General features: G+C 67.2%; 19 protein-coding genes. 10 read left to right on the forward strand and 9 right to left on the reverse strand.

The window, feature by feature from the left end; genetic code table 11:
* Positions 1–130 precede the first annotated feature (130 nt).
* Together H623_RS0103070 and H623_RS0103075 are read left to right on the forward strand one after the other, a co-directional pair.
* Complete coding sequence (locus H623_RS0103070; protein ID WP_022899479.1) at positions 131–1,033, forward strand: sulfurtransferase; 903 nt, start codon at positions 131–133, stop codon at positions 1,031–1,033.
* Between the two features lie 93 nt (positions 1,034–1,126).
* Positions 1,127–1,567: a SufE family protein gene (locus tag H623_RS0103075; protein WP_022899480.1), complete on the forward strand. Its 441-nt coding sequence runs from the start codon at positions 1,127–1,129 to the stop codon at positions 1,565–1,567.
* On the opposite strand, the gene H623_RS0103080 is transcribed toward H623_RS0103075, so the two are convergent.
* Positions 1,551–2,738, reverse strand: a complete 1,188-nt coding sequence (locus H623_RS0103080) for an alpha/beta hydrolase family protein (RefSeq protein ID WP_022899481.1) — start codon at positions 2,736–2,738, stop codon at positions 1,551–1,553. The genes H623_RS0103075 and H623_RS0103080 overlap by 17 nt on opposite strands.
* A gap of 100 nt (positions 2,739–2,838) precedes the next feature.
* Here H623_RS0103080 and H623_RS0103085 point away from each other — a divergent pair, with 100 nt between their 5' ends.
* The 4 genes from H623_RS0103085 to H623_RS0103100 are packed head-to-tail and all read left to right on the forward strand — an operon-like array spanning position 2,839 to position 8,043.
* Positions 2,839–3,432, forward strand: a complete 594-nt coding sequence (locus H623_RS0103085; RefSeq protein WP_022899482.1) for a DUF3000 domain-containing protein — start codon at positions 2,839–2,841, stop codon at positions 3,430–3,432.
* The gene (locus H623_RS0103090; protein ID WP_022899483.1) at positions 3,425–4,621 is read left to right on the forward strand and encodes an HRDC domain-containing protein; all 1,197 of its coding nucleotides are present in this window, start codon (positions 3,425–3,427) and stop codon (positions 4,619–4,621) included. Before H623_RS0103085 ends, H623_RS0103090 begins: the two co-directional genes overlap by 8 nt.
* Positions 4,622–4,681: 60 nt before the next feature.
* A complete protein-coding gene (locus tag H623_RS0103095; RefSeq protein WP_022899484.1) occupies positions 4,682–5,893 on the forward strand; it encodes a thiolase family protein in 1,212 nt (403 codons plus the stop codon).
* Between the two features lie 8 nt (positions 5,894–5,901).
* Positions 5,902–8,043, forward strand: coding sequence for a 3-hydroxyacyl-CoA dehydrogenase NAD-binding domain-containing protein (locus H623_RS0103100; RefSeq protein ID WP_026939854.1), 2,142 nt, complete (start codon positions 5,902–5,904; stop codon positions 8,041–8,043).
* Between the two features lie 130 nt (positions 8,044–8,173).
* Here H623_RS0103100 and dxs read toward each other — a convergent pair whose 3' ends face one another.
* The 5 genes from dxs to dut all read right to left on the reverse strand — a co-directional run bounded on the left by dxs (position 8,174) and on the right by dut (position 15,099).
* A complete protein-coding gene (gene dxs, locus H623_RS0103105) occupies positions 8,174–10,120 on the reverse strand; it encodes a 1-deoxy-D-xylulose-5-phosphate synthase (protein WP_022899486.1) in 1,947 nt (648 codons plus the stop codon).
* 146 nt (positions 10,121–10,266) lie between these two features.
* Positions 10,267–13,146: an aconitate hydratase AcnA gene (gene acnA / locus H623_RS0103110; protein ID WP_084485532.1), complete on the reverse strand. Its 2,880-nt coding sequence runs from the start codon at positions 13,144–13,146 to the stop codon at positions 10,267–10,269.
* A 140-nt stretch (positions 13,147–13,286) separates the two neighbouring features.
* Entirely contained in the window at positions 13,287–14,045 is a 759-nt protein-coding gene (locus tag H623_RS0103115) for a DUF3159 domain-containing protein (protein WP_022899488.1), read from the reverse strand.
* Positions 14,042–14,644 carry a DUF3710 domain-containing protein gene (locus H623_RS0103120; RefSeq protein ID WP_022899489.1) on the reverse strand — a complete coding sequence of 201 codons (603 nt, stop codon included), beginning with the start codon at positions 14,642–14,644 and terminating at the stop codon, positions 14,042–14,044. Before H623_RS0103120 ends, H623_RS0103115 begins: the two co-directional genes overlap by 4 nt.
* A complete protein-coding gene (gene dut, locus H623_RS0103125) occupies positions 14,641–15,099 on the reverse strand; it encodes a dUTP diphosphatase (protein WP_022899490.1) in 459 nt (152 codons plus the stop codon). The genes H623_RS0103120 and dut overlap by 4 nt, the downstream gene beginning before the upstream one ends.
* Positions 15,100–15,137: 38 nt before the next feature.
* Here dut and H623_RS0103130 point away from each other — a divergent pair, with 38 nt between their 5' ends.
* Positions 15,138–15,578, forward strand: a complete 441-nt coding sequence (locus H623_RS0103130) for a DUF3093 domain-containing protein (protein WP_022899491.1) — start codon at positions 15,138–15,140, stop codon at positions 15,576–15,578.
* Between the two features lie 108 nt (positions 15,579–15,686).
* On the opposite strand, the gene H623_RS0103135 is transcribed toward H623_RS0103130, so the two are convergent.
* Complete coding sequence (locus tag H623_RS0103135; RefSeq protein WP_026939855.1) at positions 15,687–15,980, reverse strand: DUF4193 domain-containing protein; 294 nt, start codon at positions 15,978–15,980, stop codon at positions 15,687–15,689.
* A 215-nt stretch (positions 15,981–16,195) separates the two neighbouring features.
* On the opposite strand from H623_RS0103135, the gene sepH reads away from it, so the two are divergent.
* Positions 16,196–17,275: a septation protein SepH gene (gene sepH / locus H623_RS0103140; protein ID WP_022899493.1), complete on the forward strand. Its 1,080-nt coding sequence runs from the start codon at positions 16,196–16,198 to the stop codon at positions 17,273–17,275.
* Between the two features lie 44 nt (positions 17,276–17,319).
* Here sepH and H623_RS0103145 read toward each other — a convergent pair whose 3' ends face one another.
* On the reverse strand, positions 17,320–18,456 hold the full coding sequence (locus H623_RS0103145) for an alkaline phosphatase family protein (RefSeq protein WP_022899494.1): 1,137 nt from the start codon (positions 18,454–18,456) through the stop codon (positions 17,320–17,322).
* Between the two features lie 96 nt (positions 18,457–18,552).
* Between H623_RS0103145 and H623_RS0103150 the strand changes: the two genes are divergently transcribed.
* A complete protein-coding gene (locus H623_RS0103150) occupies positions 18,553–21,045 on the forward strand; it encodes a DNA gyrase/topoisomerase IV subunit A (protein WP_022899495.1) in 2,493 nt (830 codons plus the stop codon).
* Between the two features lie 121 nt (positions 21,046–21,166).
* Here the strand turns inward: H623_RS0103150 and H623_RS0103155 are convergent, their stop codons facing one another.
* Positions 21,167–23,251: a DNA gyrase/topoisomerase IV subunit B gene (locus tag H623_RS0103155; protein ID WP_022899496.1), complete on the reverse strand. Its 2,085-nt coding sequence runs from the start codon at positions 23,249–23,251 to the stop codon at positions 21,167–21,169.
* A gap of 249 nt (positions 23,252–23,500) precedes the next feature.
* Here H623_RS0103155 and H623_RS17480 point away from each other — a divergent pair, with 249 nt between their 5' ends.
* Positions 23,501–23,743: a DUF7455 domain-containing protein gene (locus H623_RS17480; protein WP_022899497.1), complete on the forward strand. Its 243-nt coding sequence runs from the start codon at positions 23,501–23,503 to the stop codon at positions 23,741–23,743.
* Positions 23,744–23,784 lie beyond the last annotated feature (41 nt).

The following is a 23,784-nucleotide window of genomic DNA, read 5'->3' on the forward strand; positions in this document are numbered from 1 at the left end:
TTTGTGTCGAAGTCTTACAGGGCCCCAGCAGCGCACCTCGCGACCTGCGTAAGTTCACCTGAGGGACAGGCGTCAAGCCTAACCGGCCGGCAACCCCCGCCGACCGCAGCCACAGACCGAGGAGGAAGACATGACCGTGGGATTCGACGATGCCGCGAAGTTCGCCGAGTACGCGCATCCGGAGAGGCTCGTGAGCACCGAATGGCTCGCGGCTCATCTCGGCGACGAGGGACTCGTGGTGGTGGAATCCGACGAGGACGTTCTGCTGTACGAGACGGGTCACATTCCCACCGCGGTCAAGATCGACTGGCACACCGACCTCAACGACCCGGTGCTGCGCGACTTCGTCTCCGGCGAGCGTTTCGCCCAATTGCTCGGCGAGAAGGGTATCGGCCGCGACACCACCGTCGTCATCTACGGCGACAAGAACAACTGGTGGGCCGCGTACGCGCTCTGGATCTTCACTCTCTTCGGCCACGAGGACGTCCGTCTGCTGGACGGCGGCCGTGACAAGTGGATCGCAGAGGGCCGCGAGCTGACCACCGACGTGCCCACGCCCGCCGCCGTGGAGTACCCGGTCGTCGCCCGCGACGACAGCAAGGTGCGCGCGTTCAAGGAGGACGTGCTCGCCCGCCTCGGCAAGGGCCCGCTGATCGACGTTCGGTCACCCGAGGAATACAGCGGTGAGCGCACGGAGATCCCCGGCTATCCGACGGAGAGCGCGCTGCGCCCCGGGCACATCCCCTCCGCCGCGTCCGTCCCGTGGGCTCGCGCAGCGGCGCCGGATGCCACCTTCCGCACTCGCGAAGAGCTCGAGGCCATCTACAAGGGCGAGGCAGGTCTCGCCGACGGCGACGACGTGATCGCGTACTGCCGCATCGGCGAGCGCTCTAGCCACACATGGTTCGTCCTGACGCACCTTCTCGGCTTCGAGAACGTGCGCAACTACGACGGTTCCTGGACCGAGTGGGGCAGCGCCGTGCGCGTTCCGATCGTCAAGGGCGCCGACCGCGGCGAGGTCCCCGCGGCGTGATGTGAAACACCAGGGCGGGCGCGGATGTCCCGCGCCCGCTCTGGTGCGCCTCGCCCCGCGACACCGGGGCTCGGATGCGACAATGGATGCCTGATGACGATCACCGCTCTCCCCACCGCCCTCCAGGAGATCAAGGACGAGTTCCTCGCTCTCGAACTGCGTGAACGGCTGCAGCTTCTGCTCGAGTTCGCGAACGAGTTGCCGGAACTCCCGGAGCGGTACCGCGATCATCCCGATCTCTTCGAGCGGGTGGTCGAGTGCCAGTCGCCGGTGTACCTCTTCGTCGAAGTCGGCGACGATGACGTCGTGCAGCTCTTCGCCACCGCTCCGCGCGAGTCGCCGACGACGCGGGGCTTCGCCGCGATTCTCGTGGAGGGCTTGGCGGGCCTGACGGTCGACGAGGTCCTCGCCGTGCCGGACGACTTCCCTCAGACCCTCGGGCTCGCGGAGGCCGTCTCTCCGCTCCGCGTGCGTGGCATGACGGCCATGCTCGGCAGGACCAAGCACCAGGTCCAGCTCAAGCGCCACTCCTGACGCCGACGGAATCGAGCCCGTCCAACCAGCCGTCGATCGCCGCGTTCCATCGCTCGGCGTCGTAGTTCCACAGCTTGGTGTGCTTGGCGCTCACGAACGGCACGAAGGTGACGATGTCGGGACGGAGTTCCGCCAAGCGACGCGATGATCCCGAAGGCACATACCCGTCGTCGTCGCTGTGCATCAGCAGTACGGGAACGGTGAGCTCGTTCGCTCTCATCGTGAAGTCGAGCGACGCGAGACCGACGGGAGCGCGTTGGCCCACGATCGTGTTCGCCCAGGTCGAGTCGAGCAGCGCCAGCGCGCCGCGGGTGACGGGCTGAGGGAGCCTCATCTCGTCGGCCTGGAATTCGAGCGTCTCGAACCAGTTGATTACCGGGGAGTCGAGCATGATCGCTCGCACGCGGTCGGCTCGCGGCGACCGCACGGCGGTCTGCAGCACTATCGCGCCTCCCATCGACCATCCGACGAGCACGATGTCTTCGGCACCGTGGGCGAGTGCGTAGGCGATCGCCGCATCCACGTCGTGCCACTCGGTCGCGCCGAGGCCGTACCTCCGGTCGTCGCTGTCCGGTGCGTCGGTGTCGTTGCGGTAACTGATCGCGAGGCTCGTGTAACCGTGACGGTGAAACGCGGGAATAGCACGGAGCGTCTCCTGGCGGCGCGCACCCCTTCCGTGAACATGGATCGCCCAGTGCGCGCTGCGCTCCGCGCCCGGGAAGAGCCAGGCCGGTGCCGAGCCGTCGTCGACCGCGATGTCGACACTGTGCACCGGGAGGCCGAGCTCCTCCGGCGACGTGAAGTACCACCCCGTGATGCGCCCCTGGCGCGCGACGGCGAGATCGCCCCACCGCACCTCGTCCACAGCGCGCACGACGCTGTCCCCGTCGTCGCTGAGCACGTCGCCGACCAGGGCGTATCCGCGGTCTCCTGAGAACCACAAGCCGTACCGTCCGTTCACGTGGAGCGAGTCGGCGGCGCCCGAGAGCGTGACTGTCGAAAGATCAGGTGCGATCGAACGGATGACGACGTCCTGCTTCCAGCGTCGAACGGGGGTCACGACCGTGCGCGCCGTCATCGTCGCGGCGATCGCATATGCGGCCGCCGTGGTGATGGCCAGCGCGGCCCCCGCGGCCAGCGGAACCAGCGCGGCTCCCAGACGACGACCCACCGCGGCTCCCCTCGTCATTCAGCAGTGCCACCGTGCAAGCCGACGGCGCGACGCGGCGTGCCTGCTGCGAACTCCTGAGGCGAAACTCTAGTCTGCTGGCGTGTCTCCTTTCTCCGCCCACCCGGGAATCCCCACGGAGTTCGGTGCCGCCGCCGATTCGATCCGGCGGTTCGACGCGCGGAAAGAGCTGACGATCAGTGAGATTCCCGCACCGACCGGTCTGGCTCCCCACGCCGTGGCCTTCGCCGCGGACGTGTCTCCGGTCCACCACGGGCGCGACTCCGACCTGGGCACGGGCCGTTTCGTCCTGCTCTACGACGCGGCCGCTCCGGAGGAATGGGGCGGTCGCTTCCGAGTCGTGTGCTTCGCGCAAGCGCCTTTGGAGACGGACATCGGGCTCGACCCGTTTCTCGCGGACGTCACCTGGTCTTGGCTGATCGACGCACTCGATCAACGCAGTGCCGACTACACGGCGGCGTCGGGGACGGCGACCAAGATCATCTCGACGGGCTTCGGAGAGCTCGCTCGGCAAGGAGACGGGGCTCAGATCGAGTTGCGCGCGTCATGGACGCCCGGCGGGTCCGACCTGCACGCGCACGTCGAGGCGTGGGGTGATCTGCTCTGCATGCTCGCCGGCATCCCGCCGCTCCCGGACGGCGTGCGCCTGCTGACTCAGCGGAGAGCACGTGACTGAATACGACGTCGTCGACACCCCGGAGAAGTACCGCGAGGCGGTCGACGCACTGCGATCCGGTACCGGGCCGGTGGGTGTCGACGCGGAGCGCGCGTCGGGTTTCCGGTACTCTCAGCGCGCCTATCTGATTCAGATGTACCGACGAGACTCGGGCGTGTACCTATTCGATCCCCCGGCCATCGGCGATTTCACGGGACTGCAGGATGCCATCGGCGACATCCCCTGGATCCTCCACGCCGCCAGCCAAGACCTCGCCTGCTTGCGCGAAGTGGGGCTGAACCCGTCGACGATCTTCGATACCGAGCTCGGCGCACGTCTGCTCGGCTTCCCGAAGGTGGGGCTGGGCACGATCGTCGAGGAGTTGCTCGGCGTCCACCTGGCCAAAGAGCACTCCGCTGCCGACTGGTCGACGAGGCCGCTCCCCCAGCCGTGGCTCACGTATGCCGCGCTCGATGTCGAGCTGCTCGTCGACCTGATGGAGGCCGAACAGGAGCTGCTGGCCGAGAACGAGAAAGGCGACATCGCCGCCCAGGAGTTCCAGTACGAGCTCGACCGGGAACCCAAGCCACCTCGCGCCGAACCCTGGCGCCGGTTGTCAGGAGTGCATTCGATCCGGGGGCTGCGCAATCTCGCGGTGGCCCGTGAACTCTGGCTGGCACGCGACGAACTGGCGAGCACGCGAGACACCGCGCCCGGTCGCCTGCTGCCCGACGCGTCGATCACGGTGGCCGCGAAGGCCCTCCCCGGCTCGAAACGCGAGTTGGCGGCCATGAAGGATTTCACCGGACGCGCGAGCAGGGCTGAGCTCGACCGCTGGTGGGATGCCATCAGCCGGGGACGTACGACGGAGGATCTGCCTGTGCTGCGAGCGAGCAGCGAGAGCATTCCGCCGCCTCGCGCGTGGGCCGACCGCAACCCGGAGGCGCACCGACGGCTGCGCACGGCGCGTGAAGCACTGACGAAGCTCGCGATCTCCTTGCACATGCCCACCGAGAATCTGCTCGCTCCCGACACGTTGCGCCAGCTCGCGTGGGCACCGCCGGAGCCCATCGGCACCGAGACGATCGCGAACGCGATGAGGGGTGCGCACGTGCGGCCGTGGCAGGTGGCGGCGACCGCGGCGACGGTGTCCGCAGCGTTTGTCGAAGCGGGCCAATCGGCCGAGGAACGGCCCGAAAAAGGTTCGTAGGTTCGCTCAATCGATTCCCCGCGCCCCGGCGTCGTTCCTAGGATCGACGAAGACCTGATCATGGGAGGCGAAGTGGCCGAAACGACCGACGTCTTGTTCGTCGACGGGGTGCGGACCCCGTTCGGACGCGCGGGCGACAAGGGCATCTACTGGAACACGCGGGCCGACGATCTCGCCGTCAAGACGATCGTCGGGCTGCTGGAACGGAATCCGTCGCTCCCGAAGGAGCGCGTGGACGACGTCGCCATCGCGGCGACCACGCAGCAGGGCGATCAGGGGCTCACGCTGGGACGCACCGCGGCGATCCTCGCCGGACTCCCGACCACCGTCCCGGGCTTCGCGATCGATCGGATGTGCGCAGGCGGCATGACCGCTGTCACCACGACGGGCTCGGGCATCGCGTTCGGACAATACGACGTCGTGATCGCGGGCGGCGTGGAGCACATGGGGCACCACCCGATGGGGCAGGGCGTCGATCCCAACCCGCGCTTCCTGACCGAGAAGCTGGTGGATCCCGCAGCCCTGAACATGGGCAACACGGCCGAGCGACTGCACGACCGCTTCCCCGATCTCACGAAGGAGCGTTCCGACCGGTTCGGGATGCGCAGCCAGCAGAAGGTCGCGGCCGCATACGCGGAAGGCAACATCCAGTCCGACCTCATCCCGGTCTCGTATCGCACCGAGACCGGCTGGGGCCTGGCGACCGAAGACCAGGGCATGCGCCCGGAGACCACCATGGAGGGGCTTGCGGCACTGAAGACCCCCTTCCGGCCGCACGGCCGGGTCACCGCCGGCAACGCCTCCCCGTTGACAGACGGTGCGACCGCGGCGCTGCTGACATCCTCGCGTGCCGCGAAGGAATTCGGACTGAGCCCGAAGATGCGCATGGTGTCGTTCGGCTTCGCCGGCGTCGAGCCCGAGGTGATGGGCATCGGCCCCATCCCGTCGACGGAGCGCGCGCTGAAGAACGCCGGGCTCTCGATCGACGACATCGGATTGTTCGAGCTCAATGAAGCGTTCGCGGTGCAGGTGCTCAGCTTCCTCGACCACTTCGGCATGGATGACGACGATCCGCGAGTGAATCTCTGGGGCGGAGCGATCGCGATCGGACACCCGCTGGCTGCGAGCGGCGTACGGCTGATGACCCAGCTTGCACGTCAGTTCGAGCAGCACCCCGAGGTGCGCTACGGGCTGACCGCCATGTGCGTCGGGCTCGGTCAGGGCGGCTCGGTCGTCTGGGAGAACCCGCACCACGCGAAGTATGGAAAGTGAGCACTGAGGTGACCGACTACTCCACGATCGACTTCTCCGACCTCCTCGCCTTCGCCGACGACGAGGTCGTCACGCACAGTTACGTGCGCGACGTGCCACTGGCATCCGGCAAGACGCTCGCTCTCGTCACACTCGACAACGGCCGCGACCACACCCGTCCGAACACGTTCGGGCCCGTCGGCCTGCTCGAGCTGTCGAAGACCTACGACGAGCTGACCGGGCGTGCCGCTCGCGGCGAGATCCACGCCGTGGCCACGACGGGCAAACCGTTCATCCTCGCCGCCGGTGCCGACCTGTCGAAGGTGGCGGAGGTGCCGAGCCGCGCGATCGCCAAGAAGCTCGCCCAGCTCGGACACTTCGTGCTGAGCAAGCAGGCGCGCTTCGGCGTGCCGAGCTTCGTGTTCATCAACGGCCTCGCGCTGGGGGGCGGTCTCGAGCTGCCGCTCAATGCCGATTACCGCACGATCGATTCCACGGTGCCGGCGCTGGGCCTGCCCGAGGTCTTCCTCGGCCTCGTCCCCGGTTGGGGCGGCACGTTCCTGCTGCCGAACCTGATCGGCATCGAGAACGCGCTCAAGGTGATCATCGAGAACCCGCTCAAGCAGAACCGCATGCTGAAGGCGAAGGATGCCTTCGCGCTCGGCATCGCGGATCGCATGTTCTCCTCGGTGAACTTCCTCGAAGACTCGGTCCGCTTCGTCGACGGCGTTCTGAGCGGTACCTCGAAGGTCGAGCGCAAGAACGCTCCGGGCAAGATCGAGCGGCTGGCCAAGTGGGACATCGCGATCAAGATCGCCCGCGACACCGTGTCGTCCCGGCTCGGCACCGTTCCGTTGTCGCCGTTCAAGGCGCTGGAGCTCCTGAAGGCGGCCAAGGGCGGTGACAAGGAGGCGTGCTTCGCCCTCGAGGACGACGCGCTGGCCGACCTGATCTCCGGAGACCAGCTGCAGGCATCCATCTACGCGTTCAACCTCGTGCAGAAGCGCGCAAAGCGGCCAGCGGGCGCGCCCGAGAAGGAGCTCGCGAAGAAGGTCACCAAGGTCGGTGTCCTGGGCGCAGGTTACATGGCGAGCCAGTTCGCGCTGTTGTTCCTGCGTCGCCTGCAGGTGCCGGTGGTCATCACCGACATCGATCAGGAGCGCGTCGACAAGGGGGTCGCATACATCACCGACGAGGTCGGAAAGCTGTTCGAGAAGGGTCGCATCTCCTCCGACGAGGCCAACCGGCTCCGTGCGCTCATCCGCGGCACGACCGACAAGGGCGAGTTCGCGGACTGCGACTGGGTGATCGAAGCGGTCTTCGAGGAGCTCGGCGTGAAGCAGGATGTCTTTGCCGAGATCGAGAAGGTCGTCTCGCCCGAAGCTGTGCTCGCCACGAACACGTCGAGTCTGTCCGTCGACAAGATCGGGGCGAAGCTGCAACATCCGGAGCGCCTCGTGGGCTTCCACTTCTTCACCCCGGTCGCCGTGATGCCGCTGATCGAGGTGGTCAAGGCGCCGAAGACCGACGACGCCACGCTGTCGACAGCGATGGTCACAGCCTCGAAGCTCAAGAAGAATGCCGTGATCACCGCGGACACGCCCGGGTTCGTCGTCAATCGTGTTCTCGCGAAGCTGCTCGGCGAGGCGATGTATGCGGTGGACCAGGGCACACCATTCGAGACCGTCGACAAGGCGATCGCGCCGCTCGGGCTCCCGATGGCGCCCTCCGTGCTGCTCGACCTCGTCGGGCTCAAGGTCGGCGCGCATGTTCTCGACACCCACCACGAGGCGTTCCCGGATCGCTTCTACCGCAGCGAGAACCTTCACAAGCTGGCCGACTACGGCAAGCTCCTCGAAAAGGACTCGAAGGGCAACGTCAAGGGATTCGACAAGGGGGCCCTGAAGGCGATCACGGTCGGGAGCAGCCCGCTGACCGCCGAGCAGATCCTCACCAGGGTGCAGGACGGCCTGGCCGACGAGGTGCACCGGATGCTGACGGACGACCAAGTCGTCGCGGCGCCGGAGGACATCGACCTCTGCATGATCCTGGGAGCGGGATTCCCGTTCCAGATGGGTGGGGTGACACCGTACCTGGACCGCGTCGGCGCGAGCGAGCGCGTGTTCGGCGACACGTTCCATCACCCGGCGATCGTGGGGGTCGGTGCCTGACATCAGGCAGGCACCACGCGGGCCCTCGACAGTGCTGGCTCGGCTGTCGGGGGCCCGCTGTGGGTTCTGAGAATGACGCGCTTCTGCTCGCACGTCGTTCGGTGAAGACCACGCCCGAGCCGCGCTCGGTCTACTCCTTCGCGCGCACCACTATCGGTTGCGCTCCCGTGTCTCCGCTGACGCCGCGTGCATACGGGAGCTTCGAACCGAGCACCATGCCCATCACGTCGCTCGCGATGTGCTGCGGTGTCATGCCCGTTCGCTCCATGATGTCCGCCCGGGCGCCGTGTGCGAGGAATTCGTCGGGCAATCCCATCTCTGTGACGGCGGTGTCGACACCGGACTCGCGCAGATCCTGACGGATGCGCGTGCCCACTCCGCCCACGCGGACGCCGTCTTCGACGCACACGAGGAGGCGGTACCGCGCGGCGAGCTCGACCACGCTGCGCGGGACGGGCACGACCCACCTCGGATCGACGACGGAGCATCCGATCCCCTGCGCGTTCAATCGCTCCGCCACGTCGAGCGCAGTGGTCGCCATCCCGCCCACGGAGACGATCAGAACATCGCGAGAAGGGTCCTCCCGCAGCACGTCGACGCCGTCGGTCGTGCGGCGCACCGCCTCGATCGGCGCGGGCACCAATCCCTTCGGATACCGTACGACGGTGGGCCCGTCCTTCACAGCAACCGCCTCTTCGAGCTCCTCACGAAGCCGATCGCCGTCTCGTGGGGCGGCGATCCGGATGCCGGGAACGACCTGAAGCGTCGCCAGATCCCAGATGCCGTGATGGCTCGGGCCGTCGGGCCCGGTCACCCCGGCACTGCTCAGTACGAACGTGACCCCGGCCTTGTGCAGGCCGACATCCATCAGCACCTGATCGAACGCCCGGTTCATGAACGTGGCGTAGAGCGCGACGACCGGGTGCATGCCACCGAAGGCCATGCCGGCGGCGCTCGTGGCGGCGTGCTGCTCGGCGATGCCGACGTCGATGACCCGCTCGGGGAATCGCTCGGCGAAGAGGTGCAGTCCGACGGGACGGAGCATCGCAGCGGTGATGCCGACGATGGTCGGATCCTTCTCCGCCAGCGCGACGATCTCGTCTGCGAACACGGCGGGCCAGGAGATCCCTGAGGCCTTGTGGATGGGTTTCCCGGTCTCCGGGTCGATCGGACTCACGCTGTGGAACTGATCCGCATCGTCGAGTCGGGCGGGCTCGTAGCCGCGTCCCTTCTCGGTGATGGCGTGCACGATGACGGGCGCGTCGTACGACTTGGCCTGCTCCAGCGCCTGCGTCAGCGCCGCGATGTCGTGCCCGTGAACCGGACCGATGTATTTGATGTCGAGGTTCGAGTAGAGCGCCTCGTTGTTCGAGAACCGGGAGAGGAAGCCGTGCACGCCGCCACGGATGCCCCGATACATGGCGCGTCCGGGCGCGCCAAGGCGGTTGAAGACCGCCCGTGAGCTCAGATAGAGGTGCTTGTATCCGCGCCGCGTGCGCACCCCGTTGAGGAACCGGGCCATGCCGCCGATCGTGGGGGCGTACGACCGGCCGTTGTCGTTGACGACGATGATCAGGCGCCGGTCGTTGTCGTCACTGATGTTGTTCAGTGCTTCCCAGGTCATTCCGCCGGTGAGGGCGCCGTCGCCCACCACTGCGATGACATACCGGTCACGCTGTCCGGTCATGGAGAACGCGCGCGAAATCCCGTCCGCCCACGACAGCGAGCTCGACGCGTGGGATGACTCGACGATGTCGTGCTCGGACTCGGCGCGCTGCGGATATCCGGCGAGCCCGTCCGTCATGCGCAGGTCGGAGAAGTCCTGCCGGCCCGTGAGGAGCTTGTGAACGTACGACTGGTGCCCGGTGTCGAAGACGATCGCGTCGCGCGGTGAGTCGAACACGCGATGCAGGGCGATCGTCAGTTCGACCACGCCGAGGTTCGGTCCGAGGTGGCCGCCCGTCTTGGCGACGTTGGCGACCAGGAAATCCCTGACCTCGCCTGCCAGAACATCGAGCTGTTCCTTCGAGAGAGCGTCGAGATCGCGTGGACCTCGGATCGTCTCGAGAAGGGTCATTCCCGCCGCCTTTCGCTCCTGCCCCACGAGTCTACGCATCGGCACCGGCCGCGACGCGCCGGTTGTCTTCGCATGCCCGAACGGCGCGGTCACCGTGGGGCCGGGAGCGACGCGCGCTTCCGGCCCCACGGCATCCGATGTTCCCCTCAGGCCACCAGGCTGCGCAGCACGTACTGCAGGATGCCGCCGTTGCGGTAGTAGTCGGCCTCTCCCGGCGTGTCGATGCGCACCACGGCGTCGAACTCGACAGGCTCCTTGCCTTCCGACGAGTGCTCGGTCGGAGTCGCTGTCACGTGAACGGTTTTCGGCGTGCCGCCCTCGTTCATCGCGGTCAGACCCGTGATCGAGAACGCCTCGGTGCCGTCGAGCCCGAGGCTGCCCGCGGACTCGCCCGCGGGGAACTGCAGTGGGACTACGCCCATCCCGATGAGGTTCGACCGGTGGATGCGCTCGAAGCTCTCCGCGATCACGGCCTGCACGCCGAGCAGTGTCGTGCCCTTGGCCGCCCAGTCGCGGGACGAGCCGGAGCCGTATTCCTTTCCGGCCAGGATCACCAGCGGAGTCCCGGCGGCCTGGTAGTTCTCGGATGCGTCGAAGATGAACGTCTGCGGCCCGTCCGGCTGCGTGAAGTCGCGCGTGTAGCCGCCCTCGACGCCGTGCAGGAGCTGGTTCTTCAGACGGATGTTCGCGAACGTTCCGCGGATCATCACCTCGTGGTTGCCGCGACGAGAGCCGTAGGAGTTGAAGTCCTTGCGCTGCACGCCGTGCTCGGTGAGGTAACGGCCGGCCGGGCTGTCGCCCTTGATCGAGCCCGCGGGACTGATGTGGTCGGTGGTGACCGAGTCGCCGAGCTTGGCGAGCACGCGGGCACCGTCGATGTCGACCACCGGGGTGGTCTCGAGCGTCATTCCCTCGAAGTACGGAGGCTTGCGCACGTAGGTGGACTCGGCTGACCATTCGAACGTGGAACCGGTCGGCGTCGGGATCGACCGCCACCGGTCATCGCCGTCGAACACGCTCGCGTACTCGCGGGTGAACATCTCCTGGTCGATGGAGTCGTCGATCGTGTGCTGCACCTCGGCGGCGTCCGGCCAGATGTCCTTCAGGTACACCGCGTTGCCGTCGCCGTCATGGCCGAGGGCGTCCGCGTCGAAGTCGAAGTTCATCGACCCCGCGAGTGCATAGGCGATCACGAGCGGCGGGCTCGCGAGGTAGTTCATCTTCACGTCGGGATTGATGCGTCCCTCGAAGTTGCGGTTGCCGGAGAGCACCGCCGTGACCGCGAGGTCGCTGTCGTTGACCGCAGCCGAGATCTCGTCGGGAAGCGGTCCGGAGTTGCCGATGCAGGTCGTGCACCCGTAGCCGACGAGGTAGAACCCGAGGTCCTCGAGGTATCCGGTCAGTCCGGCCTTCTCGTAGTACTCCGTGACGACCTTCGACCCCGGAGCGAGCGTGGTCTTGACCCACGGCTTGACCTTGAGACCCTTGCGTGCCGCGTTGCGGGCCAAGAGGCCGGCGGCGAGCATGACCTCGGGATTGGAGGTGTTCGTGCACGACGTGATCGCCGCGATGGCGACCGCGCCGTGGTCGATGGTGAACGAGCCGTCCTTGGTGCGCACCTCCGTCGGCTTCGACGCCTCGTACGGCGCGTGGCTGACCGGATGGGTCTCGTCGTAGTGCTCGTTCTCGTCCTCCGGGGTGAACGCGTTCGGGTCCGAAGCCGGGAACGAGTCGGAGTTGGCGAGGTCGACCATGTCGTGGTGCTCGGGTGCGAAGTCGTTCAGGTCGGTGTTGAACTGGTTCTTCGCATTCGTGAGCTCGATGCGGTCCTGGGGACGGCGCGGCCCCGCGATCGAGGGGACGACCGTGCCGAGGTCGAGCTCGAGGTACTCGCTGTATACGGGCTCCGTCGACGGGTCGTGCCAGAGATGCTGAGTCTTCGAGTACTCCTCGACGAGCCGGACCTGCTCCTCGGAACGACCGGTCAGGCGCAGATAGTCGAGCGTGACATCGTCGATCGGGAAGATGGCGGCGGTCGAGCCGAACTCGGGGCTCATGTTTCCGATGGTGGCGCGGTTCGCGAGCGGCACCTGGGCGACGCCGGCGCCGTAGAACTCGACGAACTTGCCGACGACGCCCTGGCGGCGGAGCATCTGCGTGATCGTGAGCACGACGTCCGTGGCGGTCACTCCTGCGGGAATGGATCCGGTCAGCTTGAATCCGACTACCTTCGGGATGAGCATCGACACGGGCTGGCCGAGCATGGCCGCCTCGGCCTCGATGCCGCCGACGCCCCAGCCGAGCACGCCCAGACCGTTGACCATCGTCGTGTGCGAGTCGGTCCCCACCAGGGTGTCGGGGTACGCCTGCAGCGTGCCGTCCGTCTCGCGAGTGAACGTCACGCGCGCCAGGTGCTCGATGTTCACCTGGTGGACGATGCCGGTTCCCGGGGGCACCACCTTGAAGTCATCGAACGCGGTCTGTCCCCAGCGGAGGAACTGGTACCGCTCACCGTTGCGCTGATACTCCAGCTCGACATTGCGCTCGAACGAATCGACGGTGCCGAAGACGTCGGCGATGACGGAGTGGTCGATGACGAGCTCGGCAGGCGCCAGCGGGTTGATCTTGTCGGGGTCGCCGCCGAGGTCGCTGACAGCCTCACGCATGGTGGCGAGGTCGACGATGCACGGAACTCCCGTGAAGTCCTGCATCACGACGCGGGCAGGAGTGAACTGGATCTCGGTGTCCGGCTCGGCGGACGGCTGCCAGTTGCCGAGAGCCTGGATCTGCTCGCGCGTGACGTTCGCACCGTCCTCCGTGCGCAGCAGGTTCTCCAGCAGCACCTTCAGGCTGTACGGAAGCTTCTCGTAGCCCGCGACCGCGTCGATCCGGAAGATCTCGTAGTCCTTCGCACCCACCGTGATGGTGTCTCGAGCTCCAAAGCTGTTGGTTGTAGAAACGTTGTCCGCAGACACGCTGCCCTCTCCTTCGTCGGCACCGGGAGCGACAAGTCCCGTGTTCCTCATTCTGGCGACCGCTGCTGCGTTCTCTCTAGCAAGGCGGGCCTTACCCGCCGCGTGAGGACGGCATTCGCGATCACGGGGAATTTATCTTGATGTCGAGATAACTGTAACACTGTGGCGAGTCGGCACGGCAGCGGCGGGGGTCAGCTCTCGGGGTCTTCATCCGCTTTCCGAGCAGGGTAGACGGCGCGCGCGACGAGCCACGAGACGAGCACCAGAGACGCGTAGAGCGGCAGCCCCATCAGAAGCTTCGTGAACCCGAGGGCGACCGTCAGACCCGCGAAGTAGAGAGGGAGCTGCACGGCGAGTCTCACGACGAACAGCCCGAGCCAGCAGGCCGTCAGTGCTTGCATGACCCGGCGTCTGCCTGAGTCCTCGCGCCAGGCGACACCGTCGCCCATCAGGTAGCCGATCACGAGACCGAGCAGCGGCCACCTCACCAGCATGGAGACGAGAATCGCCAGACCGTAGCCGGCGTCGATCAGAAAGCCGAGAAGAAAGTTGTTCGCGGCGTTCCCGGTGAGGAGAGCGAGTATCGCGGAGGCCGCGACGCCGATGAGTCCCGCGATGGCCTGAGTGACCTGACTCTTGCCGATCACCCTCACGACAGTGAAGACGAGCGCGATGAGCACGGAGGCTCCGAGCGAAATCGGCATGGCCGACTGTTGCGCCCATGGCTGCTGGATGCTCGTCAGCACGGTGAACGGGACGAGGAAGACGAGTCCGGGCAGAACGGTCTCGCAGAGTCCGCGGATGCCGCCCATGGCGGCGAACAGCGCCTTTCCGGTCGGCGCTCCGTGCGCAGCGATCGCGCCGAGCCCTGACTGCCCCGCTGCCTCCGCGATGGCCTTGCCGAGCGCCGGGGCCTCCTCGCCCTCGCGCTCGCGATCGTCAGCGGTCACGCGTCGCTCGGCGTCGCGGGCATGCGCAGCGGAATGAGGTCGCGTGGCGGCATCGGCTGAGTCCCGCGCACCACGACGATGCTCCGGAACAGGTCCTCGACCTGTTCCGCGGCAGCGGCATCCACCGCGGCGTCCCCCGCGATGACGCCGCGAAGGAACCAGCGAGGTCCATCGACCCCGATGAAGCGCGCGATGCGCGTCTCTCCGGGGACTCCGGGTTGCGCGACCGGGATCTCGGCAACGAGTTCGGGACCGAAGGTGCCGCTCCGCTCGCTCGTTCGGCCGCCCTGACGCTGGATCTGATCGGCGATCTGAGCGCGGATCTCGTGCCACAGTCCTGTCGATCGTGGGGCGGCGAACGGCTGCACCTGCAGCGTCGAACCCGCGTAGTCGAGTCCGACGGCGACCACGCGGCCGGACTCCTCTTCGACCTCGAGGCGCAACTGCAACCCTTCGCGCGGGAGCACTTTGACGCCGCCGAGGTCGATGTAGGGACGGACCGGGTTGGCCTCACTGTCGTCGAACGGCCCGTCGGTCTCCCGATCGTCGGGTGCCGACTTCTCCCAGTCCTCGTCGGCGGTGTCGCCTGTGTCGCTCACGCGTTCTCTCCTGATCGACGTTCCGTGTATCCGGTAGACCCGAATCCGTTCTCTCCGCGCACGCTCTCCGGCAGGGTATCGACCGAGAGAAACCGCGCACGTGTCACCGGCATCACGACGAGTTGGGCGATGCGGTCACCGGCGCTCACCGCGTATGGCACGCGGGTGTCGGTGTTGAGCAGCGTGACGCGGATCTCGCCGCGGTAGCCGGCATCCACCGTCCCCGGCGAGTTGACGACGGTGATGCCATGACGGGCGGCCAGCCCGCTGCGAGGCACCACGAACGCCGCGAAACCCTCGGGCAGAGCGATCGCGACCCCGGTGCCCACGGTCGCACGTTCGCCGGGCGCCAGCGTCACCGTCTGCGTGGAGCAGAGATCCGCGCCGGCGTCGTCGTGATGGGCGTACAGCGGCGGTGCAGAGGCCGTGGTCAGCACATCGACGGATTCGGTCACGTGTCGAGGGTAGTGCAGAAGTCTGGTCGAATAGTCTCATGACCGTGTACCGCGAGCGGCTGTGGGCCGCCCCCTGGATGTTCATCGGATCCGCGCTGATCATCCCGGCCTGCATCATCGTTTTCGCCCCCATCAACATGACAGTCGGGATCGTCAGCGCGGTCGCGCTGTACGCCGCGTGCGTCTTCGGACTGGTCGTCGGCTCCCCCACCATCGAGGTCACCGACGAGGAACTGCACGCGGGCAAGGCGCACATCGAACGCCGTTACCTCGGCGCAAGCGAAGCGTTCAACGGCAGCGAGGCGAGCCTGCAGCGCGGACGACTCCTGGATGCTCGCGCCTGGCCGCTGATCCGCGGTTCCGCCTCCGGTGTCGTGCGCATCCCGATTCTCGACGTGAACGACCCGGCACCGTACTGGCTGCTGTCGTCGCGGCATCCGTCCGAGCTGGCCCGCGCGCTCAACGATCGGCTCGGCTGAGGCGTCACTCCATCGCACCGGCGTCTGAGCAGCCTCACAGATGCGCGATCAGAGACGACGAAGCCGGCGACCTCGGTCGCCGGCTCCTTGTTTTCGCGTGACGTGACGTCAGGCCGCGCACTCCACGCAGATCGGACCGAGCTTCGTCTCGTGGTCCATCTGCGAGCGATGCTTCACCAGGAAGCAGCTGACACAGGTGAACTCGTCGGCCTGCGGAGGCAGCACGACGACGTCCAGGTCGAGGTCGGAGAGGTCGGCGCCGGGCAGCTCGAAACCGCCCGGGTTGTCGGCATCGTCGACGTCGACCACCCCCGACATCTTGTCGGGTACCCGCTCCTTCAGAGCCTCGATCGACTCCGAATCGTCGTCGGTTTTGCGCGGCGCGTCGTAATCGGTTGCCATTCCCATCCACTTCTCAATTGAATGCCGACCGAAGAAATCGGCGGGCATAGTTTGCACCAGGGAACCTGGAATAGCAAACAAGCCACGGCGCATCTTCAGTCTTGGTGATTTCGCTCCCGTTCAACTGACGGCGCGCCCCGGCTATTCCCGTGTTTTCGGGCCGGTTCGTGGCAAGGTGATGGGCGAACGCAACGAGGTCGAAAGAGGCGTTTCGCATGCAGGATTTGAAAGTCATCGGCGTCGAGAACGGCGCCTTGCTCGCCGCCAACGGCAACGGTGAGCGGTTCCGCATCGCCATCGACGAGATGTTGCAGTCGAGGCTGCGCCAGATCAAGCCGGAACCGGTCACCGGGCCCAAGGTGTCGCCCCGTGAGATCCAGGCGCACATCCGCTCGGGACTGTCGGCCGAGGAGGTGGCGGAGCTCACCGGTGCCGCCATCGGCTACGTCGAACGGTTCGAGAGCCCCATTGTTGCCGAGCGCGAGCACATCGTCGCCTCCGCACTCAGCGTGCCCGTACGCACGGGAGCGGACATCGACCCGTTGAGTGAGGGCGACACTTTCGGCAGCGTCATCCGTGAGCGGCTGGTCTCCGTGGGCGCCACCGGCGAGCGATGGACGAGCTGGAAGGAGCCGGAGGGCGGCTGGATCGTCAAGCTGACGTTCGTGGCGGATGACGTCGACCACGACGCACGCTGGACCTTCGAGCCGCGCAAGCTCGCACTGGCGCCGTCGAACGCGGATGCCCACACGCTGTCCCAGCAGGGCGAGCTGCAGACCGGCCTGATCCCCCGACTGCGCGCTGTGACGCCTGTGCTGCCCGTTCCGGACGACTCGCGCTTCGACAGCGGAGCGTTCACGCTGGACGAGTCGTCCGCAGCGCCCGGTCGCCCCGACGCTTCCGTATCGCGCGCGCCGCAGAACGTGAACAACGCCGTCAGCATTCAGGCGATCAAGCGCGCTGCCGACGACGAACCGCGGGACGTGCACCAGACAGCAGACCTTCTGGAAGCCCTGCGCAAGCGTCGCGGGGAACGCGAGGCCGCCGGGCTTCGCGACTCGGCGCCGCAGGCCGTGGATGTGCCGCTCGACACGTTCGACGACCCGGGCGCTGCAGACGGCGACCCGACCCCGGCGACGTTGCCGCAGGCGTCCGCGGAGCCGGCCGGGAGCGAACGTCAGGCGGCCGAGCGGCCGAACTCGACGGGGCCGGTGCGCGGCCGGCGCGGACGCAAGTCCATGCCGAGCTGGGATGAGATCGTCTTCGGCGCACGCACCGACGACGATCTCGCTTGACGACGATCTCGCCTGACGACAATCCCGCCTGACGGCGTCGATCTCTACTCGAAGGCTCCGAGCCGGACGAGCGGTACCTTCTGCTCCTCCGGAGTGAACGAGCCGTGTTGTCCGACCATCAACCGCGACTTGGCGTGCTCCGGCGCCGAACTGTAGTAGGCGACGCGGCCACGTGCGGCGACGAGAACGTTGCCGATGCGCCCGACGACCTCTTCGTCGACACGAGGTCCGAACCAGCCGGCGTCGATCGCCTCGGATCGCGTCGCGATCCAGGCCCGGTGTCCCTCCGCTTCACGCCACGCCGCGGCCAGCGCCTGCTCTTGGCCGAACGTCGCGTCGGCTCCCAGGTGGAGCTGCAGCAGCCGGGGATCTCCTGCGACCTGCTGTACGCCATCCACGAGTTCGGGCACGGTGTCGTAGAGCACGTGGGAGGACGCGGGAACGTCGAGCACGCCGTGGTCCGCGGTCACGAATGCGCCCTCTCCTTGACGAAGGGACCGCGCGAGGGCCGACATCACGGAATCGAGCTCCTCGAGGGCGATGAGCCAGGAGTTCGAGGCGATGCCCTCGGCGTGCGCCGCAACGTCGAGCTCGGGCACGTACAGGTAGACGAGCCGTTTGCCGCCGCGATCGAAGAGCTCGCGCACGATCTCGATACGACGCTGCATGCTGCTGGCGGCGACGTACTCGGCGCCGCGCAGCACCGCGGCCGTGTATGAGGACGAGCGATAGCGAGCCGGTCCGACCGCGTAGGCCGCCACGCCTTCGCGCAGGGCACGCTCGAAAACCGTCTCATGCCGCTGCCATGTGGCGGGGTCGGGCGTACCCGTCCAGCCGCTGAGGTGGTTGATCACCGTGCCGGTCGCCGGGTTCAGCGCCTTGTAGCCGACGATGCCGTGGTCGCCGGGCATCACGCCAGTGCACAGCGTGGCGATCGCCGAGGCAGTGGTCGTCGGCGATCCGCTGTCGATGGTGGAGGCCTTCGTGAGACGCAGGCCGAGGAAACGTGCATGGCCGGAGCGCGCCTTCAGCGCGTGGGCACCGAGGCCGTCCGCTACGACCACCACAGCGCGCGACACCGCAGGGATCGGGATGGATGCCTGACCGCCCGTGATCGCGGACAGGCAACTCGTCATCACGTCGGCAAGGCTCGTCGTGGACGGAAAGCCGGCCGGTAGCATTGTCCCCACGCAGCCAGTCTGGCACACAGGCGCCGGCTGGGATCCGTAGTCGCACGGCGTGAATCGAAACCGCCGTCACCCCTCGAGATTGCACGAATGAGCGCAGCAGACAACCGCAGATCGGCCCGCACGCCGGCAGCCGAATCCGAGACCCCGGAGCGCATCGAAGACATCGACGTCTCCACCGAGATGCAGAGCTCGTACCTCGAGTACGCCTACTCCGTGATCTACTCGAGGGCCTTGCCCGACGCCCGTGACGGCCTCAAGCCGGTGCAGCGTCGCATCCTCTACCAGATGAGCGAGATGGGTCTGCGCCCCGAGCGCGCGCACGTCAAGTCGGCGCGCGTCACGGGCGAGGTGATGGGCAAGCTGCACCCGCACGGCGACTCGGCGATCTACGACGCGCTCGTGCGCATGGCCCAGGACTTCACGCTGCGCCTGCCGCTCATCGACGGACACGGCAACTTCGGCTCACTCGACGACGGGCCCGCGGCGGCGCGATACACCGAGGTGAGACTCGCGCCGGCGGCGCTCACCATGACGAACGGAACCGACGAGGACGAGGTCGACTTCGTCCCCAATTACGACAACCAGCTCATGCAGCCCGACGTGCTCCCGTCGGCCATCCCGAACCTCCTGGTGAACGGCGCGAGCGGCATCGCGGTCGGCATGGCCACCAACATGGCCCCGCACAATCTCGTCGAGGTCGTGGGGGCCGCGCGGCACCTGCTCGAGCATCCCGAAGCGTCGCTGGACGAGTTGATGGAGTTCGTGCCGGGGCCCGACCTGCCCGGCGGCGGCATCGTCGTGGGACTGGACGGCGTGAAGGATGCCTACGCCGGTGGTCGAGGCACGTTCCGCACGCGCGCCAAGGTGGCCGTCGAGCCCATCACGGCTCGCAAGACCGGGCTGGTCGTCACCGAGCTTCCCTATCTGGTGGGTCCGGAGAAGGTGATCGAGAAGATCAAGGACGGGGTCAACGCGAAGAAGCTGGCCGGCATCACCGACGTCACCGATCTCTCCGACCGTAGCCGCGGCCTGCGCCTCGTGATCGGCATCAAGACCGGCTTCAGCCCGCAGGCCGTGCTGGAGCAGTTGTACCGCTACACGCCGCTGGAAGACGGCTTCTCGATCAACAACGTCGCGCTCGTCGATGGCAGCCCGCGAACGCTGGGTCTGAGGGAGCTCCTTCGGGTCTACCTGGACCATCGTGTCAGCGTCGTCACCCGGCGGTCGCGCTACCGGCTCGAACGCCGCCGCGAGCGGTTGCACCTCGTCGAGGGGCTGCTGATCGCGATCCTGGACATCGACGAGGTCATCCAGGTCATCCGCAGCAGCGATGACAGCGATCAGGCTCGCACGCGCCTGATGCAGGTCTTCGACCTCAGCCAGGTGCAGTCCGAGTACATCCTCGAGCTCCGTCTGCGCAGACTGACGAAGTTCTCCCGCATCGAACTGGAGGCGGAGCGTGACAACCTGCTCGCCGAGATCGCGGAGCTCGAAGGCATCCTCGCCAGCGATCAGCGGATCAGAGACGTCGTGTCTCAGGAACTGGCAGAGGTGGCGGAGAGGTTCGGTACTCCGCGTCGCACACTGCTCACCTCGGCCAAGCCGTCCAAGGCCGTCTCGGGCGCCAAGGCGCAGGCGGCGCTGGAGGTCGCGGATGTGCCGTGCCGCGTCATCCTGTCGGCCACGGGTCGCCTCGTGCGGGTCGACCTCGAACCGGGCGCGGAGGGCGTCGCGCCCCGCATCACTCCTCCGGCACGACGCAGCAAGCACGACGCGGTGCGCGCCACCCTGGACACCACGACACGGACCGAGATCGGGGCGGTGACCAGCCGCGGCCGCATCGTGCGTCTCACCCCGGTCGATCTCCCCGCGGTGCCGGCGAACTCGGTGCAGCTCGCCGCCGGCGTCAAGGTGGCTGATTATGTCGGCCTCACGGACAGGAGCGAACAGGTTCTCGCTCTCGTGGCCTCGGACTCGAGCATTCCGCTCGCACTCGGGACGGCGCAGGGAGTCGTGAAACGGCTCAGTGTCGGCGATTGGGCGAACAGGCCGGAGTTCGAGGTGATCTCTCTGAAACCCGGCGACAGCGTGGTCGGCGCGAGTGAGGCATCCGACGACGACGAGCTCGTGTTCGTGGCCTCGGATGCCCAGTTGCTGCGGTTCTCGGCCTCGTCGGTGCGTCCGCAGGGTCGTGGCGCCGGCGGCATGGCCGGCATCAAGCTCGGCGCCGGCGCGGCGGCGCTGTTCTTCGGTGTGATCCGGCAGGCGAGTGCCGAGGCGGCCGTGGTCGTGACCATCGCCACCTCAGGCCAGACGCTCGCAGGCACGAACCCGGGCTCCGGCAAGGTGTCGCCGTTCGCTGAGTTCCCGGCCAAGGGCAGGGCGACCGGCGGCGTGCGCGCACAGCGCTTCCTGAAGGGCGAGGACCAGCTCTCGCTGGCATGGGCGGGCGAAGGTCCGGCGCTGGCCGTCTCCGGCGACGGCACGACCCGTGCTCTTCCCGAGCCTTCAGGCAAGCGCGATGCGTCGGGCGCCCCGCTCGACGCCGTGATCGGCGCGGTCGGGACGACGCTGCGCTGATCGCCTGGTGCATGGCCGAACCCGCAGGAATGGGCTGATCGCCTAGGGGCGCATGGCCGCGCCTGCGGGAATGGGCTGACCGCACGCAGGCGTACGGCTGCGACCGCAGGGATGGATGTGCTCAGGCGTCGATGCGCTCGCGGCTCAGCTGGTCACTGCTGGTCACGATGAAATCCTTGCGGGGTGCGACGTCGTTGCCCATCAGCATCTCGAAGACCTGTGCTGCGCGCTCCGCGTCGTCCAGTCGCACGCGGCGCAACAGGCGGTGGGTGCGATCCATCGTGGTCGATGCCAGCTGATCGGCATCCATCTCGCCCAGGCCCTTGTAGCGTTGCGGAGGCTCCTGCCAGCGCTTGCCGGCCTTCTTCAGCCCGGTCAGAACGGTGTGCAACTCCTGATCGGAATAGGTGTAAATGGTCTCGTTCGGCTTCGAGCCCGGGTTGATGGCGATCACGCGGTGCAGCGGCGGCACGGCGGCGAACACACGTCCGGCCTCGATCATCGGCCGCATGTAGCGGAAGAACAGCGTCAGCAGGAGCGTGCGGATGTGAGCACCGTCGACATCCGCGTCGCTCATCACGATGACCTTGCCGTACCGGGCGGCATCGATGTCGAAGCTTCGGCCCGAGCCCGCTCCGATCACTTGGATGATCGCCGCGCACTCGGCGTTGCCGAGCATGTCAGAGACGGATGCCTTCTGCACGTTGAGGATCTTGCCGCGGATCGGCAGAAGCGCCTGGTGCTCGCTGTCCCTGGCGCGCCGTGCCGTGCCCAGCGCCGAGTCTCCCTCGACGATGAAGAGTTCGCTCCGTGCCACGTCGCTCGAGCGGCAGTCGACGAGTTTCGCGGGTAGGGACGAGGTCTCGAGGGCGTTCTTGCGGCGCTGAGTCTCCTTGTGGGCGCGCGCGGAGATGCGCGACTTCATCTCGGAGACGATCTTGTCGAGAAGCAGAGCGGACTGCGTCTTGTCGTCGCGCTTCGAGGAGGAGAAGCGAGCGGAGAGTCCGTCGGTGAGCACCTTCGTCACGATGCCGCGCACGGCCGGTGTGCCCAGCACTTCTTTGGTCTGGCCCTCGAACTGCGGCTCGGGAAGCCGTACGGTGAGCACGCCGGTCAACCCGGCCAGGATGTCGTCCTTCTCGAGCTTCTCGTTCGCCGACACCTTGAGCCGGCGAGCGTTCTGCTCCACCTGCTGGCGGAAGAACTTCATCAGCCCGGCGTCGAACCCCGCTTGGTGGCTACCGCCCTTCGGAGTCGCGATGATGTTCACGAACGTGCGGAACACGGTGTCGTACCCGGTTCCCCAGCGCAGCGCGATGTCGACTTCGCACTCGCGCTGAACCTCGGTGGGCACCATGGCGCCGTGGTCGCTCAGCACGGGCACCGTCTCCGTGAACGTGCCGGTGCCCGCTATGCGCCAGGTGTCGGTGACCGCCGTGTCCGGCGCGAGGTAATCGGCGAACTCGCTGATGCCGCCCTCGTAGAGGAACTCCGTGCGCTCGGGAACGTCGGTGCGGGCATCCGTGATCCCGATGGTCAGGCCCGGGACGAGGAAGGCCGTCTGCCTCGCCCTGCCGACCAGATCGTCGACGCTGAACTCCACGCCCTTGCCGAAGATCTGACGGTCCGCCCAGTATCGGATACGCGTGCCGGCGACGCCCTTGGCGACCTTGCCCACCACGCGCAGTTCGCTGCCCGACTCGAACGGGGTGAACGGCGACAGCGGATCGGGTTCACCCTTGTCGGCGAAGATGCCGGGTTCTCCGCGATGGAACGACATCGCCCAGGTCTTCCCATTGCGGTCGACCTCGACGTCGAGCCGTTCGGATAGGGCGTTGACGACCGACGCGCCGACACCGTGCAGGCCGCCGGAGGAGGAGTAGGAACCCGAGCCGAACTTGCCCCCGGCATGCAGCTTGGTGAAGACCACCTCCACACCGGAGAGCCCCGTCTTCGGCTCGATGTCGACCGGGATGCCTCGTGCCTTGTCGTGCACTTCCACGCTTTCGTCCGCGTGCAGGAGCACCTCGATGTCGGAGCCGAACCCCGCGAGCGCCTCGTCGACCGAGTTGTCGATGATCTCCCAGAGACAGTGCATGAGACCGCGGGCGTCGGTCGATCCGATATACATGCCCGGTCGCTTGCGCACGGCTTCCAGCCCCTCGAGCACCGAAAGGTGTCTGGCCGAATAGTCGTTGGTCGCCACGCAAGTCTCCCGTTGTCGCCGTCTCGTCACCGCTCGTGCGAGAGCGGGCCGCCCACCAGGATAACGAGCGGGAGGAGCGCTCGAGCGCACCGACACCCGTCCTCGGCGCAGGGCGCGCCACGGCCGCGGCCCGAACCTACGCGCACAGCGAAATGCCTCCGGATTCGACGGTGCCGCCGGTGCCGACGTGCTTGTATGGATGCGTGAGGTTCCGATACGGAGCCTTGTTTCACCAGAAGGGAGCCCAGCATGTCGAATTACGCAGGCCATGTCGCCACCCCCGGTACCGACGAGCTTCCTTCCGGCCCGGCACTGACCGCGGCCGACCGCTGCGACGCGTGCGGCGCCCAGGCATACGTGCGGGTCACGGTCAACGGAAGTGATCTGCTGTTCTGCGCACACCACGCGAAGAAGCATCACGAGAAGCTCTCGAGCATCGCCACCAACTGGCATGACGAGACCGCACGGCTGTTCGAGGATCAGCGCGCCTGATCCTTCCCCGGTCTTTCGCACGATGCCCCGCAGCGCATGCT

The organism is Humibacter albus DSM 18994 (genome assembly GCF_000421825.1).
GTDB lineage: Bacteria > Actinomycetota > Actinomycetes > Actinomycetales > Microbacteriaceae > Humibacter > Humibacter albus.